25 protein-coding genes are annotated in these 23795 nt (G+C 35.3%); 23 read left to right on the top strand and 2 right to left on the bottom strand.

Annotated features, from left to right (window positions below; translation table 11 throughout):
- The first annotated feature begins 386 nt into the window (after positions 1-386).
- Positions 387-953: a 2-phosphoglycerate kinase gene (locus GD002_RS13095; protein ID WP_153732803.1), complete on the top strand. Its 567-nt coding sequence runs from the start codon at positions 387-389 to the stop codon at positions 951-953.
- 272 nt (positions 954-1225) lie between these two features.
- Here GD002_RS13095 and GD002_RS13090 read toward each other — a convergent pair whose 3' ends face one another.
- Positions 1226-1639 (bottom strand): hypothetical protein, encoded by a 414-nt coding sequence (locus tag GD002_RS13090; protein ID WP_153732802.1) that lies wholly within the window; start codon positions 1637-1639, stop codon positions 1226-1228.
- Positions 1640-2270: 631 nt separating this feature from the next.
- Between GD002_RS13090 and GD002_RS13085 the strand changes: the two genes are divergently transcribed.
- The 18 genes from GD002_RS13085 (at position 2271) to GD002_RS13005 (ending at position 18130) form a co-directional block, all read left to right on the top strand.
- Entirely contained in the window at positions 2271-2453 is a 183-nt protein-coding gene (locus GD002_RS13085; RefSeq protein ID WP_153732801.1) for a hypothetical protein, read from the top strand.
- Positions 2454-2463: 10 nt separating this feature from the next.
- Positions 2464-3180, top strand: a complete 717-nt coding sequence (locus tag GD002_RS13080) for a hypothetical protein (RefSeq protein ID WP_153732800.1) — start codon at positions 2464-2466, stop codon at positions 3178-3180.
- A 454-nt stretch (positions 3181-3634) separates the two neighbouring features.
- Positions 3635-3907 (top strand): hemoblobin-interacting domain-containing protein, encoded by a 273-nt coding sequence (locus GD002_RS13075; RefSeq protein WP_194841601.1) that lies wholly within the window; start codon positions 3635-3637, stop codon positions 3905-3907.
- 258 nt (positions 3908-4165) lie between these two features.
- Positions 4166-4492: a hypothetical protein gene (locus tag GD002_RS13070; RefSeq protein ID WP_153732798.1), complete on the top strand. Its 327-nt coding sequence runs from the start codon at positions 4166-4168 to the stop codon at positions 4490-4492.
- A 354-nt stretch (positions 4493-4846) separates the two neighbouring features.
- A complete protein-coding gene (locus tag GD002_RS13065) occupies positions 4847-5881 on the top strand; it encodes a DUF418 domain-containing protein (protein ID WP_153732797.1) in 1035 nt (344 codons plus the stop codon).
- 486 nt (positions 5882-6367) lie between these two features.
- Complete coding sequence (locus tag GD002_RS13060) at positions 6368-7201, top strand: ROK family protein (RefSeq protein ID WP_153732796.1); 834 nt, start codon at positions 6368-6370, stop codon at positions 7199-7201.
- 196 nt (positions 7202-7397) lie between these two features.
- Positions 7398-7628 carry a hypothetical protein gene (locus GD002_RS13055; protein WP_153732795.1) on the top strand — a complete coding sequence of 77 codons (231 nt, stop codon included), beginning with the start codon at positions 7398-7400 and terminating at the stop codon, positions 7626-7628.
- Positions 7629-7838: 210 nt separating this feature from the next.
- Positions 7839-8597: a class I SAM-dependent methyltransferase gene (locus tag GD002_RS13050; RefSeq protein WP_153732794.1), complete on the top strand. Its 759-nt coding sequence runs from the start codon at positions 7839-7841 to the stop codon at positions 8595-8597.
- Positions 8598-8846: 249 nt separating this feature from the next.
- Entirely contained in the window at positions 8847-9218 is a 372-nt protein-coding gene (locus GD002_RS13045) for a helix-turn-helix domain-containing protein (protein WP_153732793.1), read from the top strand.
- A gap of 163 nt (positions 9219-9381) precedes the next feature.
- On the top strand, positions 9382-10167 hold the full coding sequence (locus GD002_RS13040) for a conserved phage C-terminal domain-containing protein (RefSeq protein WP_153732792.1): 786 nt from the start codon (positions 9382-9384) through the stop codon (positions 10165-10167).
- Complete coding sequence (locus tag GD002_RS13035) at positions 10168-11427, top strand: replicative DNA helicase (RefSeq protein WP_153732791.1); 1260 nt, start codon at positions 10168-10170, stop codon at positions 11425-11427.
- Positions 11428-11443: 16 nt separating this feature from the next.
- The gene (locus GD002_RS13030) at positions 11444-11905 is read left to right on the top strand and encodes a hypothetical protein (protein WP_153732790.1); all 462 of its coding nucleotides are present in this window, start codon (positions 11444-11446) and stop codon (positions 11903-11905) included.
- Positions 11906-12195: 290 nt separating this feature from the next.
- Positions 12196-14124 carry an McrB family protein gene (locus GD002_RS13025; RefSeq protein WP_153732789.1) on the top strand — a complete coding sequence of 643 codons (1929 nt, stop codon included), beginning with the start codon at positions 12196-12198 and terminating at the stop codon, positions 14122-14124.
- Positions 14108-15931, top strand: a complete 1824-nt coding sequence (locus GD002_RS13020) for a nuclease domain-containing protein (protein ID WP_153732788.1) — start codon at positions 14108-14110, stop codon at positions 15929-15931. The genes GD002_RS13025 and GD002_RS13020 overlap by 17 nt, the downstream gene beginning before the upstream one ends.
- Positions 15932-16200: 269 nt before the next feature.
- Positions 16201-16749: an Rpn family recombination-promoting nuclease/putative transposase gene (locus GD002_RS17940; RefSeq protein ID WP_255425162.1), complete on the top strand. Its 549-nt coding sequence runs from the start codon at positions 16201-16203 to the stop codon at positions 16747-16749.
- 48 nt (positions 16750-16797) lie between these two features.
- Positions 16798-17148, top strand: coding sequence for an Rpn family recombination-promoting nuclease/putative transposase (locus tag GD002_RS17935; protein WP_228548378.1), 351 nt, complete (start codon positions 16798-16800; stop codon positions 17146-17148).
- A gap of 103 nt (positions 17149-17251) precedes the next feature.
- Positions 17252-17518 (top strand): hypothetical protein, encoded by a 267-nt coding sequence (locus GD002_RS13010; RefSeq protein WP_153732787.1) that lies wholly within the window; start codon positions 17252-17254, stop codon positions 17516-17518.
- Between the two features lie 174 nt (positions 17519-17692).
- On the top strand, positions 17693-18130 hold the full coding sequence (locus GD002_RS13005) for a VOC family protein (RefSeq protein ID WP_153732786.1): 438 nt from the start codon (positions 17693-17695) through the stop codon (positions 18128-18130).
- Between the two features lie 381 nt (positions 18131-18511).
- Here GD002_RS13005 and GD002_RS13000 read toward each other — a convergent pair whose 3' ends face one another.
- Positions 18512-19573, bottom strand: coding sequence for an acyltransferase family protein (locus tag GD002_RS13000; RefSeq protein WP_153732785.1), 1062 nt, complete (start codon positions 19571-19573; stop codon positions 18512-18514).
- A gap of 341 nt (positions 19574-19914) precedes the next feature.
- On the opposite strand from GD002_RS13000, the gene GD002_RS12995 reads away from it, so the two are divergent.
- From GD002_RS12995 to GD002_RS12980, 4 genes are all read left to right on the top strand, one after another.
- The gene (locus GD002_RS12995; protein ID WP_153732784.1) at positions 19915-20952 is read left to right on the top strand and encodes a serine hydrolase domain-containing protein; all 1038 of its coding nucleotides are present in this window, start codon (positions 19915-19917) and stop codon (positions 20950-20952) included.
- A 180-nt stretch (positions 20953-21132) separates the two neighbouring features.
- Entirely contained in the window at positions 21133-21876 is a 744-nt protein-coding gene (locus tag GD002_RS12990; protein WP_153732783.1) for a hypothetical protein, read from the top strand.
- A gap of 60 nt (positions 21877-21936) precedes the next feature.
- Complete coding sequence (locus GD002_RS12985) at positions 21937-22365, top strand: hypothetical protein (protein WP_153732782.1); 429 nt, start codon at positions 21937-21939, stop codon at positions 22363-22365.
- A 441-nt stretch (positions 22366-22806) separates the two neighbouring features.
- Complete coding sequence (locus GD002_RS12980; RefSeq protein WP_153732781.1) at positions 22807-23787, top strand: glycerophosphodiester phosphodiesterase family protein; 981 nt, start codon at positions 22807-22809, stop codon at positions 23785-23787.
- Positions 23788-23795 lie beyond the last annotated feature (8 nt).

Here is a 23795-nt window from a genome sequence, read left to right as displayed (position 1 = left end):
TCCTGGCGTTTACTCTATTGTAAAAGAAAATAGACTGTAGGAAAACTCCAAATTTCCGGAGTTTGTCTACAGTCTGAGAACTTCCACTTGGAAGTTCTTTTTGTCTCTTCGCATTTGGAGGCTAATACGTAACAAAGAGTGTCGGAATCGACACTCTTTTTCTTAGGAGTTGGCCGGGGTGCGGAATGAGATTGTAAGCTAAACGCAGCTTAGGCTAGGGTTATTTTTTATGTCTCCTATGTTGGTTATGGTATTATCATAGTGAATATTTCTTCAACTAACATGAAGTTTAGTTGAAAAGAGCTGTTTAATCTACGTTAAACCGCCGGACCATTTAGTGTAATAATCAATGATTAAATTACAAAAAAATCAGAACGGAGTAATATATGATTATTTTAATAAGTGCTGTAGGTAGTACTGGTAAAACCTTGATGGCCCAAAAGTTGCTAGAAAGGTACAGTATTCCTTATCTTTCTATAGATCATTTGAAAATGGGATTGTACAGAGGAGATAAGCATTGTGGATTCTCACCACTTGATAATACAGAAGTCATTGGAGATAATCTTTGGCCAATATTAAAAGGGATCATTATGACAAATATCGAGAATGAACAACATATCATTATTGAAGGATGCTATATATTACCTCACTATCTGAAGGACTTCGACATCAATTATTCGGAGAAAATCATTTCAGTATTTCTGGGTTTTTCGACGAATTATATTCAAGAAAACTTCGAAGCGAAAATAGTGAAATATAGGAATGCTGTTGAACTCCGTAGTCGGCCAGAAGAGAGAACGATAAAAGAACTGGTCAAGGAACATAAAGAATTTAAAGCGCACTGCTTGCAATCAGGTGTTAGATATTTTGAAATTGAGAACGACTATGACAAAGAAATATTGGAAGTCTATGACTATATAGATGCTGAAAAACGGAGAATCGATTTACTATAAATTGAGGCTCACAATTTTAAATTATTAAATGATAGTGCGCGTTTGTAGAACAACCTTAGACCATCTATTGATTTTCTTATTAAAGACGCACTCGGACCATAACACGTAGTAGCGAGAACTTATAGGCGATGGTTTGTTTAGTGGATAATTATGGTATTAACTTAATGATTGGTTCTTCAACTAACATGAAGTTTAGTTGAGAAGAACTGTTTGATATTATTTCAACAAATGGGCCATTTTGCGAAAAATATAAAGTCTTTGTCATAGCCACTTTAATCATATGTAGCATATTCAGTTAGCTTATCAAATTCTTTGTTAGAGATAGGATGATGAGAATAAGACAAAATGCTATAGTTGGCACCCTTATCTCCAGGGATTCGAATGGTCATACGAATTAACTTATATGGTGGATTATGCGCTCCTTCGAACCCAATGACCCTTAAAGAGACGTCATATGGATCGTTTCCAGATATTTTTTCTATTCTCCCATATTCAAATAGCTGGTTATCACCGTGATTACTCATTACATCAAGGATAGTTCCATGAAGACTCCTTAAGAAAGCCCTTTCCATCAAACTTGGGAATTGGTTCTGGGGTATTGATTCAGTCTTTTCATTTGCTTCTATGGCTATTCCCCCATAAATGAGTAAAAGAAAAGTAAAAGCGAATAGTTTAATTTTATTCATCGGTACACCATCTTTTTAAAGATAGCATTCCCTTAATGATGAAGTTTATCCTATTGTGTTTCTGATGAAATATATCATCAATCGGGGACAATTGTTTAATAAGTGTTACTGAACTCGACACACTACTTGTTGACTTTTTAATGACATCTTCGGACCATCATGTGCAACAAGCAGTATCAGGTTCCGGTTACGGAGTATTTATTGAAAAGGAGAAAAAAGTAAGGCGCAATATTACAACTAAGAGTGAAAGATATCTTGGTTGAGAATGGTTTGGAATTTTTAATAGATATAGAGTAAGGTAATTGTCAGTCTATATTTTAGAATAATAATGACATTTTACTCCAATTCAGAATATAATATACTCGGGGAAATAAGTTACAAGATCTACCGCTGACGGATCGCCGTGTGCGATGAAAGTCGCCTGCACGGTGAAGGCCCTATCGAAAGCCGAGAGATAGAGAAGGTATAAGACGGGAATAGCAATCAAGCACCAACAATTTCTAGTGTTCGTATATTTAAAGATGTAACTAATAATTATAATAAAGCAGAAATACAGTTTTCACAGCCAATAGTAGATACAACGGTAATACCTGGAGATTTTTCGTTTATTAATGGGGTTGGATTCATCGGTTTGACATTTAGTACGTATCGCTACAACCAACCACAAACGACTGATCAAGAGAATGATGCGTATATCACAGTGGAATTTTCACCAAAGACAATTGTGGAACAAGTGAAATATACAAAAGGTTTATTAAAGGGAATGAATGGTTTAGAAGTAGAAACACAATCAATTACACCTGTATTAGAATAGGATGTTGTCAATGAAGAATCAGCAAGCTATAGAGCATGATTGGATAATTGATGAGCAAGAACTTACACTTACTTTTATTGTTTTAGCAAAAGTGCAAACAGAACAGATTATACCTTTATTACAACAAATTCAAATGCTTTATGAAAAGTGCGGTAAAGATCTTTATGTTCAGATAACGGAAACAGAGTTTAGAAAGGAGAATGAGGTAGTACTTAGAAAATGGCAGCAAGACCTATGCCAGCACATTTTCATTCTTGATGTATTGAAAACAAAGGAGTTACCAATTTTTACTCGTAGGCATTTAAAAGAAAACTTTACAATACATTCGATTCAAGACTTAACATCACAAGAAGTGGCATCAATTCAGGATGGCGAGAATGTTTGGTTTCCAACCAGATATCATCCACTTCGTTATGAACAAATAGCGCAGAATAGTTTAATCTTACGTGATGATAATGAGTTGATTGGATGGTGTATTGTTGTCCCAGCTACACAGCAGATGTTGATGTATGATAATATTTTTGTGAAAGAAAGATATCAATCATTGGCTAGAAGCTTATCGCTTTTTTTGCATGCTATATCTATGCAAATAGAGCGGACACAAATGCAATATTTAACCTTTGTGGTGGATGGACAAAATGAACGAATGCTGAAAGTTATGCAAAATAAGGTACATGTTCCGTTGATTGATTATCAGAAAGTAACCGTGTATAAATTTATTAATTGATACGTTAATTTTTATAACTAATTTAACCTCACCTCATGGTGGGGTTTTTTCCTAACCGAATTTTCGTCGCATTCGAACCCTAATGTGCAACAAGCAGTATCAGGTTCCGGTTACGGAGTATTTATTGAAAAGGAGAAAAAAGTAAGGCACAATATTACAACTAAGAGTGAAAGATATCTTGGTTGAGAATGGTTTGGAATTTTTAATAGATATAGAGTAAGGTAATTGTCAGTCTATATTTTAGAATAATAATGATATTTCACTCCAATTCAGAATATAATATACTTGGGGAAATAAGTTTCAAGAACTACCGCTGATGGATCGCCGTGTGCGATGAAAGTCGCCTGCACGGTGAAGGCTCGTTATAAAACTGAGAGATAGAGAAGGATAAGACGAGAATAGTACGAATAACTTTTTTAAACAGGTAGTAATTGTTAATGGAACACCTTTTCTATTGTTTAATACTGAAGACTATGTAAATAACATTTCGGAAGTATATGTTGATGGAGTTCCTTTAACGGTAATTAGAGAGTATCTGGCTGATACTGTTTTAAATTTCGAAAGTATTAGCGGGTTTGCTCAAAAAATATCCAATGAATATCAATATGCCATAGCATTGAATCAATATACTTTTCAAGTTGAAGGAAAAACAACGTATACTATTCGTGTTGTTGCTAATGGTTTTAAAGATGTAACACAAAACTTTAATTATGATCCTGTAAATTAATAAGTATTTATGACCTCACCTTTTGGTGGGGTTTTTCTTACACCTTAGGACCCTAACACGTAGTAGCGAGAAATTATAGGGGATGGTTTGCTTAGTGGTTAATTATGGTATTATCTTAATGATTGGTTTTTCAACTAGCATGAAGTTTAGTTGAAAAGGACTGTTTCATATCATTTCAGCATACGGGCCATTTAATTAAGAATTAAACGTAACATTCCTTTGTACGCACTCTTCAAAGTTTTAAAGGAGGTGGCGTTATTGAAACGTAAGGTCGTTTTATTGTTTCTTATTGTAGCGAATGGCTTATTGTTTGCTTGTAACTCAGAGAAAGCTGAGAATCCGACAAATGAAGTCAAAGCAACTTTTGTAGGAACAATAGAGGAAATCTATAGTAGCGGAACTGCTACCGTTTCTGAAATTAAAGCGAACGATAATAAACTTTTAGGAACTGTTGTTATTGATCTCCCTGCGAATGCAGAAGAAACTTTTCAAGTAGGTGATAAGGTGATAGTCGGATATGATGGTACGACTATGGAAATAGCTCCGTTGAGAATTTCTACAATCACTATAGAAAAAGTAGAATAATTTTAAGAATTTTACAAACCAGTGCGGTAGTTGAGCAAGAGGGGGATCGTTTGTTGACGGTCTTTTTTTATAACGCTAATATGTCGTAAAACACCTAATATAAGGTGTTTTTTAGTTATTCGCAATTAGGTGATTATGGTATGATGCGAAAACTATTGTAATTTAACTATCAGGCCAGTGATTGCTGAATAATTAGTAATCTACATACATTTTGCACACTCGAACCTTAATAATTTCTTCATAGTTTTCATAACTCTTTCTATAGAATTTATTTTTATAATTAAACCTTGTTATACTTAGCATTTAATTGCTGAAGAATAGCATATGAAAATGATAAGAAAGAGGTAAATTATTATGGAACCAGTAATAAAGGAGAGCCGCATTAACGTTATTGATTTGATTAGAGGGTTTGCGTTGATGGGGCTTCCTTTCGTGAATGTTCTTGCTTTTTGGAGCTCAAACATTAACTTATCAGGAACACAGGAAGATATTTGGATTCAACGTTTCTTATATCTATTTGTTGAAGGACGTTTTTACGCTATATTTTCTTTTTTGTTTGGATTAGGGATTTGGATTTTTTTATCGAGGGCTAAAGAAAAGAACGATCGTCCATATGCCCTTTTTATTCGGCGTATGTTGATCTTAGGATTAGTAGGAGGTATACATAACCTAATAAACCCTGGTGAAGCTTTATTGCTTTATGCAATTTTAGGAGTGCCTGTTGTTTTCTTCGATAAGGTTCCGAAACAAATTAACTTAATTTTAGGTATTGCAGGCGTTATTATAGGGAGCTTTTTAGGAGCAAAACTGTTTTTACCCTTGCCCTTAATGATGCTAGGTTTGGCGTTTGGTCAGTATCGTGTATTTGAATCCTATATAAAAAGGCGAAAAACATGGATGATGGTAGTTGTTCTTTCATTTGTTATAACTATTATTTCAGTCGCCTTTCTATGGCAAAAAGCACCTGCCGATGGTTTAGTAAACTATATGGAAGGTGTTGAATTAACTGAAGCACAAGTATTATCAAATCGCGCTTTTTATGGCTTTACAAACTTGTCCTTTAATCTCGCCCCGATTTTCTCTGTTTTTTATGTTAGTTGTCTTGTTTTGCTTGAACCTTTAGTAAAGATATTGTTATCACCACTAAATGCATTTGGGAGAATGGCGTTTACAAACTATATTGGACAATCCGTTGTATTGGTTATTATTTCAATGTTTTTACCAAGCGAGAAAATTGTTTCATACTCTGTTGCAACAATTGTATGCGGACTGGTAGTGGTAGTTCAAATCATCTTATCTTCACTTTGGCTCAGATTTTTCAAGTATGGTCCGATAGAATGGCTTTGGAGATGCGGCACGTATTGGAAATGGCTTCCAATAAGAAAGTGAATATATTTAGACCATTGTTTTAATTTCATTTTAATGACGACTCCGAACCATAGGTGTAACATAAAAGATTATGCTGTATATACATTTTGAATAATTACTATTAGTTATATATTTCATTATTAAAACAATCTAACCATAATATAATTAAAGTTGGGAAAATAAGTTTCAAGATCTACCGCTGACGAAAAAGATCACATTATTACTGGTAATTTAGTTGTAACGAAACTTTCTTGGTACTCCGAATGTTTTTGTAGGAACAACAAACAGCCATAAAGATGTTCTTAACCTCACCATTTAGGTGGGGTTTTCTTATTACGTTGTAGGACGTAAAGTTGTCGCAACCACACTTTATCTAGTATCATTCTTATTACTTATCATTAGGGGATTACGATGCGATGGAGAGAGATTTTGTTCCACAATCAGTTCAATTTCCTGGAAGTGAATTGTGTGTAAAATGAATCCTGACTGTACAAAGGAGAATTATAAATGACTACTTTAGGCGTTGATATTGGCGGAATAAAGATGTTGTTGGTTGTTGAATATCAAGGAGAAAAAATATCGAAAATAGTCCCGACAGGAAAGACGTGTACGCCCGGTGAAATTCTGAGAGAAATTAAAGAATTTATCAATAATTTACCTTTTACTATTGATGCTATGGGAGTTGCTGTTCCAGGATTAGTTGAGCAAAATCGAAAAGTAGTGATTTCAGACGTGTTACCTAATATTGCTGGAATGGATACTGATTTCTTAAGAATAAATAATATTCCTGTCTATATGATGAATGACGTTAAGGCTGCCTTGATTCAAGAAACAGTTTCGAATGAAAAAGTCGATACTGTAGTAATCATGGTAGGGACAGGTATAGCTGCGGGAATTAAACAAGATGGACACTTTGTAGAGGGATGTAAAGGGTGGGCCGGTGAGCTAGGTAGTATTCCTATTCCTACTTCTGATGGTGTTAGAAAGCTAGATGAGTTAGCAAGTGGTGCTAGTATTATTGCAAAAGCTAATTCTGATGCAAGTACATTTATTAGAAACTTAGAGCAGGGTGATGTTACTGCGCATGAAGTCGTCAAATCTGCAGGAGGATATTTAGGATTGGCCATTGCTACGGTTATCAATCTCTTAAATCCCCAAAGGATAATTTTAGGTGGTGGAACAATTCTGTATGAAGGATATTTTGAATCTGCAGTAGAAGTCGCCAAAGAGAACACACTTCCGGAATTATGGGAGGTATGTACAATTCGAAAATCAGAGGATGCCAAATATATGGTTGCACAAGGAGCAGTGAATTTCGTAGCACTACAAGAAAATAAATGATAGAGCACGTTCGTAGAGAAACCTTCATTTATCTATTATATACGCACCTGGACGCTTAAGAGTTACAGTAAATATCTTATATGAGATGTTTACTGCTACTCTTTTTAAGTGGTTAATTATGGTACTATATTAATAAATAGTTCTTCAACTTGGATCTGGTTAGGAAAGTAATTCACAAAAAAGGGGTGTATAAAAAGTGGATCTATTACTTTGGATAACAATTAGTTTCATCGTAATTGGATTTGTTGTTCTTGTATCTCTGAAAAAAGGTATGGAAAGGAAGGTAGCTTTACTAATAGAAAATGAAAAAAGTTTGGAGAGTAAACAGATATCAGCTAAACCCATTGTTTTGTGGATAAGAGGAGCGGTAGTATGGGGATTAGTAAGTATGTTTTTACTCGTATGGTCTTTTTCTAATTATATGTAAAATGGAGTTACGACGAAGGTATCCATTTTTCGGAGAGAATGTAGTTAAACATACGGGTGTGTTGATTGAACAAGAGGAAATCGTATATTGCGGTTTTTTTTATGGCGCAACCGGAGGCTAACGTTCATCATCCTGTTAAACTATAGGAGTAGATTTGGTCGAAGAAGAAAACTCTTTTCTATATTTCAAAAAAAATAAGGGGATGAAATCATGTTAAGTTACTATAATAAACTTTCTTCAGAAGTCTATGATATGGACAAATACATTGGTCATTCATTTGGGGATGTGGAATTTTATAGCAATAGGTTAGCATCTTGTTCAGGTAACATTCTTGAACCAGGAGTAGGAACTGGACGCATTCTCATTCCACTTTTAGAAAGAGGTTTCAAAGTTGATGGCCTCGATGTTTCAACAGAAATGCTAGAAATATGCCGTACTAACTGTGAAAAAAGAGGGTTTAACCCGAAATTATTTGAAGGGAAAATGGAGTTATTTTCATTCGATAAAAACTTTGAAGCTATCATCGTGCCCACTGGAACCTTCCTACTATTACACAGGAGAGAAGATTCTATAAAAGCTTTGAAAAATTTCCGTCATCATCTATCGAACGGGGGAAGGCTTATGATAGATATCTTTTTACAAACTGATTTCTCTATTGATAAAGTAACAACAAGAACATGGGAATCTATGAATGGTGATATTATTACATTAGAAAATAAAATAGTTGAAGTTGACTATATCAACCAGCACACAATTTCACACAATCGTTACGAAAAATGGCGAAATGGCACACTAATACAAACAGAATTAGAACGATTTCCACTTCGTTGGTATGGAATTGAAGAGTTTAAAATGCTTTTAGAGCAGGTTGGGTTTGAAGATATAGTAATATCAGCAGATTATGAATATGGTCAATATCCAACGAAATCAAATCAGACAATTACATACGAGGCTGTAGTTAAAAAATAATAGTATTGGATTCCGTTTTTGAGCGCGTTAGTTGAAGAATCCGCTTCAACATTTTTAAAGGTGTTGATTTTTTTCTGCCTTGTTTGAACTCTAACGGGCAGCAAATAGTATCAAGTTACGGTTACTTTGAAAACCGTTCCTTACCTTAAAAAGTTCAGAAAAAGTATATCCTCTTGCAAAAAGCACTCTATATAACAGGTGAAGTGGCAAACTACTGTCGCTTACAACTAGTTAGTAGGGGGAAATACGATGCCATTAATAACGAATCGTCCATTCTTGCAAGTGGACCCAGTGGTAGCAGCAAAAATAGGAATCAATGAAGCGTTGGTGTTGCAACAAATTCATGAGTTGTCATGGAATTCGGAAGAGAAGTCAGAAGATCAACGGTATGTACGTAAACCATATAAAGAGTGGCGCGTGGAGTTTCCTTTTTGGTCAGTGGACACGATAATTCGAACCATCAAGAAACTGGAAAAAGCGGGATATATCATTTCAAAGCGCGAGGGAAAGAAAGAAAAATCCTATCTCGTTGATTATGATGCCTGTGAGTCCGTATCGGTTTATCTATTGCCAGTCTGTGCAAGTGAATTTTCAGAAAATCGAACAAGTCGAGATGGATGAATCAAACGAAACAAGTCGAGTTGAAGCACAACGCTTCAACTCTTTTTTACTGTCTATTTTTAAAAAGTTGACAAACGATGTATCCAAACGCAGAAAGCCTTCTATATAAAAAGTGACGAGGCGAAAACCTACCGCCACTAACTATGTTTAGGAGGACAAACAAATGAAACTGTTAATTGAGGAAGATCCATTGCTCGTACTACCTTCATTGGCAAAAGAAGTGGGGCTGAATGGTTCGATATTCTTGCAACAACTGCATTTCCGCTCGTTAATCTCGAAAAATATACGCGAGGGGCATTCATGGGTGTGCAAAACGTATGACCAGTGGACAGAAGAGTTTCCTTTTTGGTCGTTCAATACGATTAGACGCATCATTTATGACCTAGAAACGAAAGGTTTTCTCTTGACGACATCGGCTTACAACCAGATGAAAATTGACAATACGAAATGGTATCGAATTGACTATTCTAAACTAGTTCCTTGTGCCGCCCAACATGATCCAACTACTAGCCCAGAACGGATAAGTGCACTTGACCATAATGGACAAGAGCAGTTGCCAACATTGAGCAAGCCAATAACTAAAGAATGTAAGAATCATAAAAATAAAGATATTGTCGAGATGAACCTCGACGCTGTCCATTCTGTAATTACCTATTTAAATCAAAAAACCGGCAAGCAATTCAAAGCGAATGCATCCGCTACAAAAAAATCGATAAACGCTCGTTTGACAGAAGGCTACACAATTGACGATTTCAGACGGGTCATTGATCTTAAAGTATCTCAATGGCTACACGATCCAAAGTTTCGTTCGTACTTACGACCATCGACCTTGTTTACTCCAACAAACTTTGAAAATTATTTGAATGAACTTCCTGTTACACCGGTCCGGACCGCACCACCTGCAATTCTTCGACCACCAGTATTTGACTTCAGCAAAGGAGAGGACTAAATGGCTAGCCAACTCGCAGAGAAAAGTATACTCGGTACGATGTTACAGGAAAATTACTTGATCCTTGATAGCGGAATGAAAGAAATGTTCTTCCAGACACAGATCCACAAGAATATTTACGCAACGATGTGTGAACTAGCTAGAAAAGGAAAATCAGTTGATTACATCACCTTGTTGGTCACGAGAGATCCCAATGAAGTAGGTGGAGCGAACTACCTGGCAGAATTGAATCATTTTGCCAATCCCACACGTTTTGACGAATACAAAGAAATCGTCATCGACAAGTGGAAACAGCAGGAAAAGGCGAGACTCTTACAGCAAGCGCAACTCAATCACTGGACGATTGCTGATATCTTGAAAGCCTTTGATGCGCTACAAGTGGACCATACGTTGACTACCGAAACGTCACTCGAACAAGATTTACTTGCCCAATACGAACGGCCATTTATTGCGCAAGACGAACTATCGGGCATCACTACAGGTCTACGAGATATGGATTATATTCTCAATGGCTTTCAAAATAGTGAATTCATCATCGTCGCTGCTAGACCCTCGATGGGGAAAACCGATACGCTCAATCATTTTGCATTGACTGCCGGCTTACACGGTCATCTACCCATTATCTTTTCACTCGAAATGAGCCGCACATCCATCACCGACCGACTCATTGCCTCTGCTGGTGGCTATAGTCGACTGAAGATGCGCAATCCGAATAAATATTTTAGCGAAACACAAAAAACGAATTGGACAACGGCTCTCAATCAGTTGCATCGCGCTAATATCCATATCGACGATCGAAGTGGCTTGAAAGTTAGTCAAATCAAAGCGACTGCACGAAAAATCAGCAAAAATCAGCCAGACAAAAAACCCATCATTTTCATTGATTACCTACAGATCATCCGGGCCGAACAGCAAGCCGGCAACCATACCCAAGCCATCGGCCAAATTAGCGCAGATCTAAAAACGATGGCCAAAGAATTCAACTGTCCCGTCGTCGTCCTATCCCAGCTATCAAGAGCCGTCGAACAACGACAAGACAAGCATCCGATCATGAGCGACCTACGTGATTCCGGCAACATCGAGCAAGACGCAGATGTCGTGTGTTTCTTGTACCGAGAAGACTACTACGACAAAGAAACAGACGCTGCAGACCTACTAGAAATACACATCGCTAAGCAACGCAACGGTCCCATCGGTGCTTTCACCGTCCAGTATAGCAAAGACACCGGTAGACTCAGCAACATTAATTACTCTCATTAAAAAGGAGATCGGTGACATGATCACAGTACAAGAGTTTTTTAACTTCTCGATTGACATCGATCACTCCCTAACCGCCCATAGCATTTACTGGGCGGTCATCAATCAAAAACTCAGTTTTGATGACGATGTCAAGAAATTACAGGAGATTTCGTTAGACCACGAAACCATCTTGCAAATGAAGGAGCAAAACATTCTTGGTATCGGTAAAATCAAACTTTACGTCATGGAGTCAACACATAAAGGGTGGTTCGCTTTTTACTTAGCGGAGCATTCATTGGATGTGTATCGGCTGCATGAAGAACGATTCAGGGAGTCGGGGGTGAAAGTGACGCAGGCGGATCGGTTGATGCTGCGATTAATGAAATTTGCGGAGACGGGGGAGGAAATGATTTTGTATGAGTGTAGGAAAGGGGTGAAGGTGTATCCCGCTTATGTGGGGCATGTGATGGCGGGGGATGAGGTTTTTTATTGGTGGTGAGGGGGAGTAATGATGCAGTGATTTTGATATTAAATTGTAATTGACCCTTGTTTGAGTTGTATTTTGGCACGAATAGGGGTTTTTGTGCTTATTTCAAGTAATAGGTTTTTAATTACAAATATTGTTGAATATTGAACAAAAAAGTATGAATTCAGGTATAATGGAACTATAGAAGTATATAGAACACTAATTAATGAGTTCTGATAACGAAAAAATTAGCTCGGTAATGTAAGATATGAAATTGTTTAAGGATAATAAAAATTATCAAATATCGAAAGAAGGTATATAGGATGGAGCTTAATGTATATTTAATAGGTGCTTTAGTAAGTGAAGATAAATTGAATAAAGATTTTTCACATCTATCACCAGTAAAATTAAATCATCAGATTAACCAAGTTCAATTTTTTTTAGAAATTATAAATGACGATGATATTCCAGCTGAGCGTCAAAATTTTTTCAGAAATAAATTCGTTGCGGGTTATGAGAATAATATAAAAAATAACGAATGGGAAAGTTTATGTGAAACACGACATTATTTCAGAGATGATTTATTCAAAGAATTCGCAAAAAACAAACTATTTATATTTAAACCTTATTTAGAAGAAGATAGATATGGCCGAACAAATATAAAAATATCCAATAAAAGTAGTGTGAAAGTTATTGAGCGGCCTAAGGGTATATCTGATAATGCTATAGGTAGTTTGGTGACGATCCCTATTTTCAATGATTATAACCAATACACTTTCGAAAAAAGATTATTAGAATCAAAGTCTATTGGTAATAATGACTTTTTTGAGAAAATAACCACATCTTGCTTGGTATCTGGTGATTATTTATATGGAGAGTTTAAAGACTTCGAAAAACTTAATGATGGTTGGCATGTTAAACAAGAGAATACTATAAAAAAGATTCCTATAGATTTTGATAAATATAATGACTTTAGTATTATCGAACCACATGCAATTTACATGGATTTTGACTTGTTTAATGAGGTGATTTTAGAAAACGGATTATCACAATTAGGGCAGCCTGTAAGTTTAGAAAGGGAGGTTAAGCTTAAGAAAAATATAGTTGATTCAATCGATGAATTTGAAGAAGACATCTATAGTGAAAATGACTTTTTGGAAAACTTGTTCACTTACTTAAAAAGTAAAAATTTAATATTAGAAGAAAAACAAATCGTGAATTTTCACACAGCTTTAAAAACAAGAAGATTAGTTATTTTGAGCGGCCCATCAGGTACAGGAAAATCACAACTGGTATTTAATTATGCACACTCTTTAGGTCTTATGAAAAAGGTAAATAAAGATACACATCAATTTAAAATGATACCAGTTAAACCAAACTGGCGAGATGATACAGATTTAATTGGGTTTTTAGATACAATTAACAATATCTATAGACCTTCAGAATCAGGCTTAATCGATACTCTTATTGAAGCTAAAGACAACAGAGATAAAATATATCTAATATGCTTTGATGAAATGAACTTAGCAAAAGTAGAATATTACTTTTCACAATTTTTAAGTGTTTTAGAACTAGAAGGTACCGAAAGAAAGATATCGCTTTACAGTAAGAACCTAGTCGGCAGAGTAATAAATGGAGAACAATACCCCCATGAGATTCCTATACATTCTAATGTTTTATTTGTAGGTACTATTAATATAGACGAAACAACCCAAACTCTATCAGATAAAGTTTTAGATAGAAGTAATTATATTGAACTAAACATACCTGAAAATCATATAAACAATTGGGTTACCAATTCAATTGCTACTACCCAATTAAGTTCTAAAGAACAAAATTCAGATGATAAAGTTGAAAACATAGTTGATTTATATCACTTTGATAATTGGTCAAATCCTACAAAAGAAATTAAATTACTTAAAGAGGAAATTCAAATTCTTAATAAAATCAATCAAATTTTAATTAACAATGATTCTTCAAAAGGCATAGGATTCAGAGTATTGGACCATATAAATTCATATATGCTAAATTTACCTCCAAATCAGTTATTAGAAAGAAAAGATGCGTTTGACTTACAAATTTCTCAAAAAATAATTCCTAAATTAAGAGGCACAATTGATGAATTAGATGAGGTTATTAAAAACCCTGAAGATGGGTTGCTTAGAATTTTCGAAGAAAAATCATTAATTATATCTTCACGTGCTATTATACGAAAGTTAAGAGAGCTGGATACTTATGGATACACTTATTAATCAACTCCCATTCAAAGTAGCTTTTATTACATATAAGCCAAAAAAAGATAAAGAGATTAAGTCTATAAACTATGTAAAAAAGTTTTCTTTAAGTAAAGATATTAATTTTATAGAAGACTTAAACTTATTAGAATACGATAATTTAGTAGTTAAATTACTGAGTAAAGATACAGTAGATCCTGAATCCAGATTGTATATGGATTGTTTTGAGTATATTGATGAAATAAAGGATAGCATTGATTTTGACGAAAACGGCGAGGAGTTTGTCACTTTAAATAAGGAAGCAATAATACATCGGCACTATAATAATGATGTTAGTTTTCCTTTAATCCCCGGTATTTATAGAATAAAGGTTTTATGGCAACAAACTTATTATTATAGCCAAATTATTGTAAAGCCGAACAATCTTGAAATTGAAGAACATAATCAAATGATTTATGAAATAGAGATGCATGCTAAAGGGCTTGCAAGAGATTGGATTAGAAAAAACAGCTCTTTAGATTTTTTAAACGGAATGGATAAAATGGATCCCACATATTTAGATTATGCCAGTATTCTAGTAAAAAATAAATCTTTATTAAATAAGTCAATAATTGTTATTTTGAATAATCCGAATACAAGTTTATTCAAAGAGTATCAATTAATGCCTTTTATTAAAAGTAAGAAAATTGATGGCAAGTCTTTAAGAATGAGTCAGGTAAAAAGTAATGCATCACTTTATAATTTTCGCTCATCTGCCAATTTGGAAATATACTCGCATGTAATGATTGATGTTTACGACAATAATGTGAATTTCTATCTGATTAATGTTATAAAAGACTTTCAGACAATCCTGAAGAAGGCGAAATTAGATATAGTTGCAGTACTAAATTATTTGAGAGAGGATCTCCATCAGCTTAACCGTTATAAAAAGGAATATAACGTTGGCAGTATGTTGAAAATAACAAATAGAGAAAAGCAAATATTAAAAGTCGAAAAATTCAATTCTTCAATTGAAGATTTATATAATAATTTATCTGGATTTCTTAATAGAACATTTTTAAGTGAATTAATTGTTCCTTATAAAGTCAACTTATCTCAACAGTTTATAAAGACTCCTGGCTATAATAATTTCTATAAGATTCACAAATTAATTAATACTAATCTAGATAACGATATTGAAGACTTATATGAATATAATTGGAAGTCTTCGGAGGTCCTTTATGAATATTGGTGTTTTATAAAATTAGTTGAGATATTAATTGAGTTGAAGTTTACTCCCACAGATGGATGGATTTATAGTTTAGAGATAGATAAAAAAGGTATTAGTATACCTGCAATTCCTGATAACACTTTTGTAACGTTCGAAAAAAATCAAACGACTATTAAATTATTATTCAACTCAGCTATAGAACAATTACCAAAACAAGCAAAAAAAAATGAATCTTCATATTGGACTAGATCTAATCGTAATAAGCCAGATTTCAGAATTGATATTTATGAACATGGTCAGTTTATAAAAACAATAATACTAGATTCTAAATATAGTCCAGCAAATAGAGTTTGGAATAAAAGATTAAACAATAGCTCGAATTCTAGTAAAGTAGTTGAGCAATTAAAAATGTATGTCAATATGATAATTAAAATCAACACTAGAAATACGCATGTCGTTGAAGAAGTAATCGCACTTTGTCCTACAGAAATTAATAATAAGCAATTAATAGAACATGATAGTAACCATTTAGTTACAATTGCTACAATGAAACCGGGTTTAGAAAATAATGATTTGAAAGAACGGTTACTTTATTTGATAACAGAGGATGTTTAATAGTAAAGCGTTCCTGTGCACCACACAACACTAACACTATTCAGGCAACCTTTCGCTAGTCAACTAGATACAAGAAGACCCTTCAAATATTCAATATCGAGGGGTTATTTTTGCATACCTAAATCCTAATCAATAACCTGACAAGTCAACCAATTCTTTCTGAACTTATCATAAACGTTCTTAAATCTTAAGAAGTGGCTGAAACCTATCTTCAGAAATACACTTCTGTATTGAAACGGCTGCCACTGGAACGTTTGATGGACCTTAAGGTGGATTACGCATTTAAGCGATTGTTCGGTACTGAAAGCAATAAGAATATTACGGTTGTCTTTTTGAATGCGATCTTGAAACGTACAGGTCGTGATAGGATTAAGGATATTTCTTTTTCTTCTACTGAGGCTGGTGCGGAACATGAAGAGGATAAGCAATCACGGTTGGATTTATTGGTCGTGACAGATGCAGGTGAATGGATGAATATCGAGATTCAGTTTACCAATCAATACGATATGGTGAATCGATCCATTTATTATTGGGTGGGTGTCTATCGGAATCCGATGAAACTAGGAATGGGTTATAAAGAATTACATCCTGTGATTGCGATTAACGTTCTGAATTTTGGACTTTTTAGCCAAACGGAAAAATTTCATACGACTTTTCATTTGTATGAAGATGAAGAACGATTCAAATTGACCAATGTCATGGAGTTTCATTTTATTGAAATGAAGAGACTTATTCAGGATTGGAAAGAAGAGAAGTTAAATCCTTGGGATGATGTACTAGCCAAGTGGCTGTTGTTGCTTGGTATTGTAGATAAATGAAATGGGAAAATCTATGACGATATTTTTAGAGAACTGGAGGAGATCGCCATGAATGATGAAACACTTCGTTCAGCGTTTGAAAGTTGGGAAACGTTAAGTGGCACACCGGAAGAAGTTTTTGCTTATGAATCTAGGCTGAAACGGGTGATAGACGAGGAGGCAGCTGTAAGGGAGGCGGAATTGCGGTTGCAAGAGGCTGTTCAGAAAGCCACAGAGAAAGCTACGGAGAGAGCTACAGAGTTAGCAAATCAAAAGTCAGAACGTAAGGCCCATGAAGAGAAAATTAGAACGGTTCAAAGCCTTTTAACAATGGGCGTAGAAGTAGAGAAAATTGCTGTGGCTACAAAACTTGATAAACAAGTCGTTCTTGATATTCAAACAGAAATGGATCACGAGTGAACAGTTTGAATCGTTAGGTATGGGTATTTGTATAAAAAACAGTCGTAAAAATTCCTTGAACAGATATTTTTTTGGCGGGGGAACGTGGGAGGCATTTCATATATTGAATCCTCAGGGCGATATCTCTAGAGAATTGAGGGAAGGCACCTTGAAGGACGAGGAACTTGACGCGTTGTTTAAGATTTGGGAAGAAACAAAAGGTACATCAAGAGAAAGTTTTGCTCTTGAATCTAAGTTGAAGTATTATATCGACGAGGCAGCAGCTGTACGGGAGCTAGAGTTGCATGTGGAGGAGGCAGAATTTCGAATACGGGAGGCGACTCTGAAGACGATTCAAGAGGTAGAGCAAAAGATTGGGGAATGGAAGTAAAGAAAATTGCCGAAGCTATGGACCTTGATAAGCAAATCATCCTCGATATCCAAGCAAATATGAGGGATGAATGAAGAATAAAAGTACCTGCATAAGAAGGGTTCCTATGTGATAAACATAATAGTTTCTTGCACAGGCACATCCTTGATAAAGGGAACATGGGAGATATGAGATATGAAGATCAATCGATTAGATCATGTGAGTATTAACGTAAATGATCTTCCGAAGGCCAAAGCGTTTTTTCTTGATTTAAGACTTGAAGTGCAGGCGGAATGGGAATTGGATGGAGAACAGTTGGACAGAATAGTTGGGCTTACTAATGTTAAAACAGCATGTGTAGGATTAGGGATGCCAGATGGACAGGCATGGATAGAGCTAGTTAAATTTTATACACCGTCAGATGAAAATGATATACAGAAACCTTTTGCAAATACGCTGGGTATCCGTCATATTTGCTTAAATGTTGAAGATATCGAAGCTATTATTGCAAAACTGAAAAAGAATGGCACGGAAATCTTTAGTGAGATACAACAATATGAGGATAGTTATAAGTTATGCTACGTTCGTGGTCCTGAGGGAATTATTTTAGAGTTAGCGGAAAACATCAAATAAATATTGAACGGGTCTTTCATCACATACCTTTGCAACACAAAACGCTAACACTAGTATGAACTTATTTATAATGGTTTCCAAAAGTTCCTTTATGATATTTATTTACCTAACTTTTATAAAAAGTGAATTTTGAAGCTACAGAACTTGAAAAACAACTAATTCTCGATATCCAAGCAACTATGCAATGTGAATGAATAGTAAAAGTACCTGTGTGAGAAACAACATCCATGAAAGCTTCGGACACAGATACTTTTTTTTATTTCACCGAATCTTGCAGGCACAGAAGCGATAAGACCAACAAGAGTTCTGACGGGCTTGTTGCATAATGCATCCAAAGGAACAAAGCGATTCTATTTATTACTCACACACTAGGAACGTATGTTACTGAGTAATTGCTGAATTGGAAGTAGTCTTTTTTGGTGAAAATCCACCAAGAAGTAGCTTTCCGTATGGAAGAAATTTCTGTATGATGATTGATAAAACGATGGGAACGACCAATCCGAATGCTGTGAACCCAACAACGCCATACGTGAAGTAATCATTTAACAAAATATCTGTGAAAATGTGTAAGTACATAATCGTTAAAGAGTGTTTTTCGATTTTTTGCAGCCATTTGACTGACAAATGAGCAGCTATGAGCTGGAACAGACCCAGTACTACGAGTGTGAATGAAAGTGGAATGATCAAATCTAAAAAGAAATGGTCATAACGCAAAAATTTCATGCTCAAATGATAGTCAATCACATTCATCGTATCGAGTGATATAGCTGTCGCACTACCAAGCAATCCAGCGATTAACCATTTTCCCGAAACGTTCATCCAAATACTCTTCACATAATAACCGAGAGAAAAATAGACGACTGCCATAAGTGCAACATCGATGTTCCAAATCATTGGGATTGTTTGTGACGCAGTATCTGGAGCCCCACCAATCACGCGCATCGTAAACAAACTTTCAATATGGGCAATACTATAAAACAAAGCCAACAGTATGATTTGTTTCGTGCGGCTAAAGTATTTAGTCATCCATAAGAAGAACAAGTACGTAAAGAAAAGCGTTGTGACAAACCAGAAGACCCCGTACGCACCACGAGCAAAACGTCCGCCGATAACTAATGTCCAAAAATCATTTACATACCATGATAAATCCATATTGCCCGAACTAATCTCTATCCCGTAACGAATTAGCGTAATGCTTACGAGGAAAAACAAATAGGGGACAATTAATTGCATAAATCGTTTATGTATCGAGAGTTTCATTACACTCTTTTCAACGACAGGCTTAAAAAACAGCCCGCTTAAAATGAAGAAAGCTGGCATGTGAAACCAATAAATATACGTAACGAGTGGAAAATCAAGCTGTCCAGGATAATGACCAATGACGACAAGAATCATTAAAAATCCTTTTACACCATCCACCCAGGTTAAGCGTTTCCTATTCATAATTATGCACCTCAAATAAATTGGCGTACATCTATTGTACAACCTATCTACAATTTGGAATGCAATGTAACAGAATTGACTTCCGAATGTAAGGAAGTTGGAAATACATAGGAGTATTTTCTTTGTTTATTACGAAAGACTGATTAATCATAATGTTCTTTGAATATCCTACCTTATACTTCAATCTTGATGTACTAGTAAATGATCTGTTTTTTGATCCAGATGCTAACAGTGAATAGGAGAACTGCTTTGACATAAGATGAAAAATTACGCTTATGAATGAGGAATGGTCTTTTACATGGAAATTCGGTGTTAAACATTCCACTTGGGGAGGGGATTATATGGAAAGTAATATACAAAAAATCAACCATATCTTCGAGCGAACCACCAAAAATAAACAAATACACGAGGCGGTTCTCCTTGTAGAAAACACGAATGGAGATTTTTCATGCAGTAAAGGCTACGGAAAAAAGGATATCGATACACCACTTCTTATGGCTAGCATTACAAAGCTATTTACCACCACCTGTATTCTCATTTTGAAAGAGCAAGGTGAATTGTCACTAGACGATGAAGTAACAAAATACTTTTCAGAAGATATCTTACGTAAACTTCATATGTATAAGGGAAAAGAGCATTCGATGAGGCTTACACTTGCTAATTTATTATTTCAAACAAGCGGACTGCCAGACGTCTATGAAGAAGGGAGCATTAATGCAAAAAAACGTGCGATCCTTCATGATAGACAATTTACTTTTAATGATAATATAAAGATGACTAAACAACTGAACTCACATTTTGCACCTACTACGAAAAAAAGAGCAAATTACGCAGATATAAACTTTGATATGCTTGGAGAAGTCATTGAAAAAGTTACTAATTCAACAGTAGAAGAAGTATTTAAGCTATTCATCTTTGACCCTTTAGAGCTTACTAGCACATACTTGCTGCAACATGATGATGATTTTGTCCCCAATGTTTATTATAAGGATCAAGCGCTTTACCGACCTCACTTCATTAGAAGCACTCGTGCTAGTGGCGGTGGTATATCAACGGCTCGTGAATTAATGATATTTAGTAAAGCTTTCTTTGGAGGCAAGATATTTAATTCTAAAGTTTTTCATGAACTAGAAGTAATAAATAAGTTGCAAACTTCCATGTATCCAATTCATTACGGTGCAGGATATATGAAAATTCCACTTAACGGTCTTTCAACCTTTTTTATGGGGAAAGGTGAATTGATTGGTCATTCAGGCTCAACAGGTTCATTTGCATTTTACTATCCAAGAAAGGATTTATATTTTGTTGGGGATATAAATCAAATGTCAAATCCATCACTTCCGATACGCTTGGCCATGCGACTTGCTATTTCTATGTAATCATAACTCTGAATTAATTAACTACCTTAAACAATCCACTCTTTTCCACTCGCTGAAATGGTAGAATGGGATAAGAAGCTACATAAGGATGGCGGCTACATAGACTGGGTATTAGCAACACCCAGTCTTTTTTTAGTATGCGCTTAAAATTCATCGACTTTTCTATGGGGAGTGAACATCTTGAAAATTGATCACTTAGTTGTAAATGTTGATCAGAAATATCAGAAGGACTCGGTTGAAATTGAGTCAATACGGGATGCCGGTTTGCCTTATGAACCCAAATGGGGAAAAGGAACAAGGGGATTTAAAGCATCTAATATTTGGATTGGAAATGAATATTTTGAGATGATCCGCCTATTAAAAGAGGATGGTGGAGGGTGGAAATTGGAATGGGTAGAAAAGTATAATAGGGGGCATAGAGGACTAATTTGTTTGATGCTTGATGTTGATGATTTAGATACAATTTACAATGAGTTGACGAATACGAATTCGATAAACATAACAGAGCCTACGTATCTGCAATTCAAATGGGGATTTGGATTGTTTACGAGAACAATGCCATGGAGAAACAGTTATTTTCCATTTTTCGAAGGAATTCCTTTACAGATTGGACTACAACAGATGAAAGATGAAAAATCAGTTGAATTTATGCGTCAGTATATGGTGCCTAATGCTAGAGATAAAGGAATCAACGGAATAAAAGAGATTTGCATAACAGGACCATTTACTGCGTCTGACTTTGAGCTCATCCATACCATTTTTAAAACTAAAAAGTCGGTAGACAACGGAGTAATCATTTATTTAGAGAATGACCAAAAATTAATTTTTGAAAGTGCTGATGAGTATAACGTGCATGTGATTTCATCTTCGAATAACAATAACAATTCAGAAGTACAAATAGAAAATATTTTAGTTTCCATTTAAAAATTTACGTTACGAAGCATATGTGTTTTTAGAAACGAGGTGTATCACATGCGGCTACCAATGAATATTACAGGTTTAACAACTAACAATATTGAATTACATCAAATGGATGGATACCTACTTCAACAGGTAGGATATGAAATTGCAAGAAAGATAAATGGTACAGTAATTGGCTATTTTCCACCTAGTTACCCATTAAATTATTTTCGCTTAGATATAAAGATAGGTGAAAACATAATGTCCATTTTACTTCATGAATATTTCCCTTATATTGCAAGCGCTTCATATGAAGATGAGCTTCACATACATTTTTTTGATCATGAAGATGTAATGACAGAGTTGAAGCCATATTATACGGTTCTAGATGCCGCATTTTTAAATGCGCCCTTTACTCCGAATTCTCATGATTTATCAGAGAGTGAATTAAAAAATGAAAAACATTGGAGGCCGAATACAAATGGAGAAGTTATTTTTAATTGTTGGGATTGACAAATTAAACGAACGGGCACAGTTGCCGAAGAAGTGTTGTGCCTGAAATCGTCTATTAAACAGAATCAGAATCATAAATTGAATTGGATAGGAAAGTTAACATATGTTTGTATGAATGAAGAACATTCTGTATCTGATAGAAATCCATTTTTGAAAAATGTAATTATTAAAGAGAAGCAAGCAAAAACATCGCCCGCTTTTTGAAATTTATTCTATTGCTGCTTATATTGATTTAGACCATTTTTACGTCATTTCTTGCCCCGAGGCAACAAGAAATATTTCGTATCCTTAGTAAATTAATGGACGCTTTTCTGGAGCGAGAATTGTGCTTTTTACATGAGAAGAGCTATAAATTAGTTTCGTAGTAAATGAGCCATAAAAGGGTATTTCATGCTACACTATTGAAATTACACGAGTACATACATATCGACTGGAGGAAATATGAAGAAGTTTAGGCGAACTATTAAAAGGTTCTTTATATTTTTATTTATTTTGGTAGCATTCATCTTTCTGAATAACACATCATTGTTCACAAAAGATCGTCAGACAGAACCTATGTTGCTCGCACATCGTGGAATGGCACAAACTTTCCATATGGAAGGAATCACTGGGGATACATGTACTGCTGAGAGGATCTATGAGCCAGAACATCCTTATTTAGAGAACACCATCCCTTCGATGGAAGCGGCCTTTAAAGCCGGAGCTGACATCGTAGAGTTTGATATTCAACCTACCGCAGATGGTCAATTTGCTGTGTTTCATGATTGGACACTTGAGTGCAGAACAAACGGCAAGGGAGTTACTAGGGAGCACACACTGGATGAATTGAGAAAACTAGATATTGGGTATGGTTATACGGCAGATGATGGGAAAACCTATCCTTTTAGAGGAAAAGGAGTAGGGCTTATGCCGTCACTTGAAGAAGTTTTGTCCTATTTTCCAGACCAATCATTTTTGATTCATATAAAAAGCGATGAGCCAGAAGAAGGTAACCAACTTGCAGAAACTCTCTCTAAACTGCCAAAACAGCGTCTACGACAACTCACTGTGTATGGTGGAGATCGACCGATTAAAACAGTAAAAGAGCATCTCCCAGAACTTCGTGTCATGTCAATGGCGACCATGAAAAGTTGTATGCTTCCTTATATTGCCGTAGGATGGACAGGATATGTTCCCTCCGCATGTCACAATACACAAATTCACATTCCGGAGACCTATGCTCCATGGATGTGGGGATGGTCGGATAAATTTATTCAGCGATTAGAAAATGCAGGGACACATGTGTTTGTTGTTGCAGGTAACGGTGGATGGTCGGAAGGTTTTGATACAACTGAGGATGTGAAGAGGCTGCCATCTAATTATTCCGGTGGTGTTTGGACCAATAGAATTGATCGTATTGCCCCCATTTTACAAGAGTCATAAAAGGTACC

The sequence above is a fragment of the Sporosarcina obsidiansis genome (genome assembly GCF_009651005.1).
Lineage (GTDB): Bacteria > Bacillota > Bacilli > Bacillales_A > Planococcaceae > Sporosarcina > Sporosarcina obsidiansis.
Note: the sequence above shows the minus strand (reverse complement) of the source record. Positions and strands in the feature narration are given on the sequence as shown.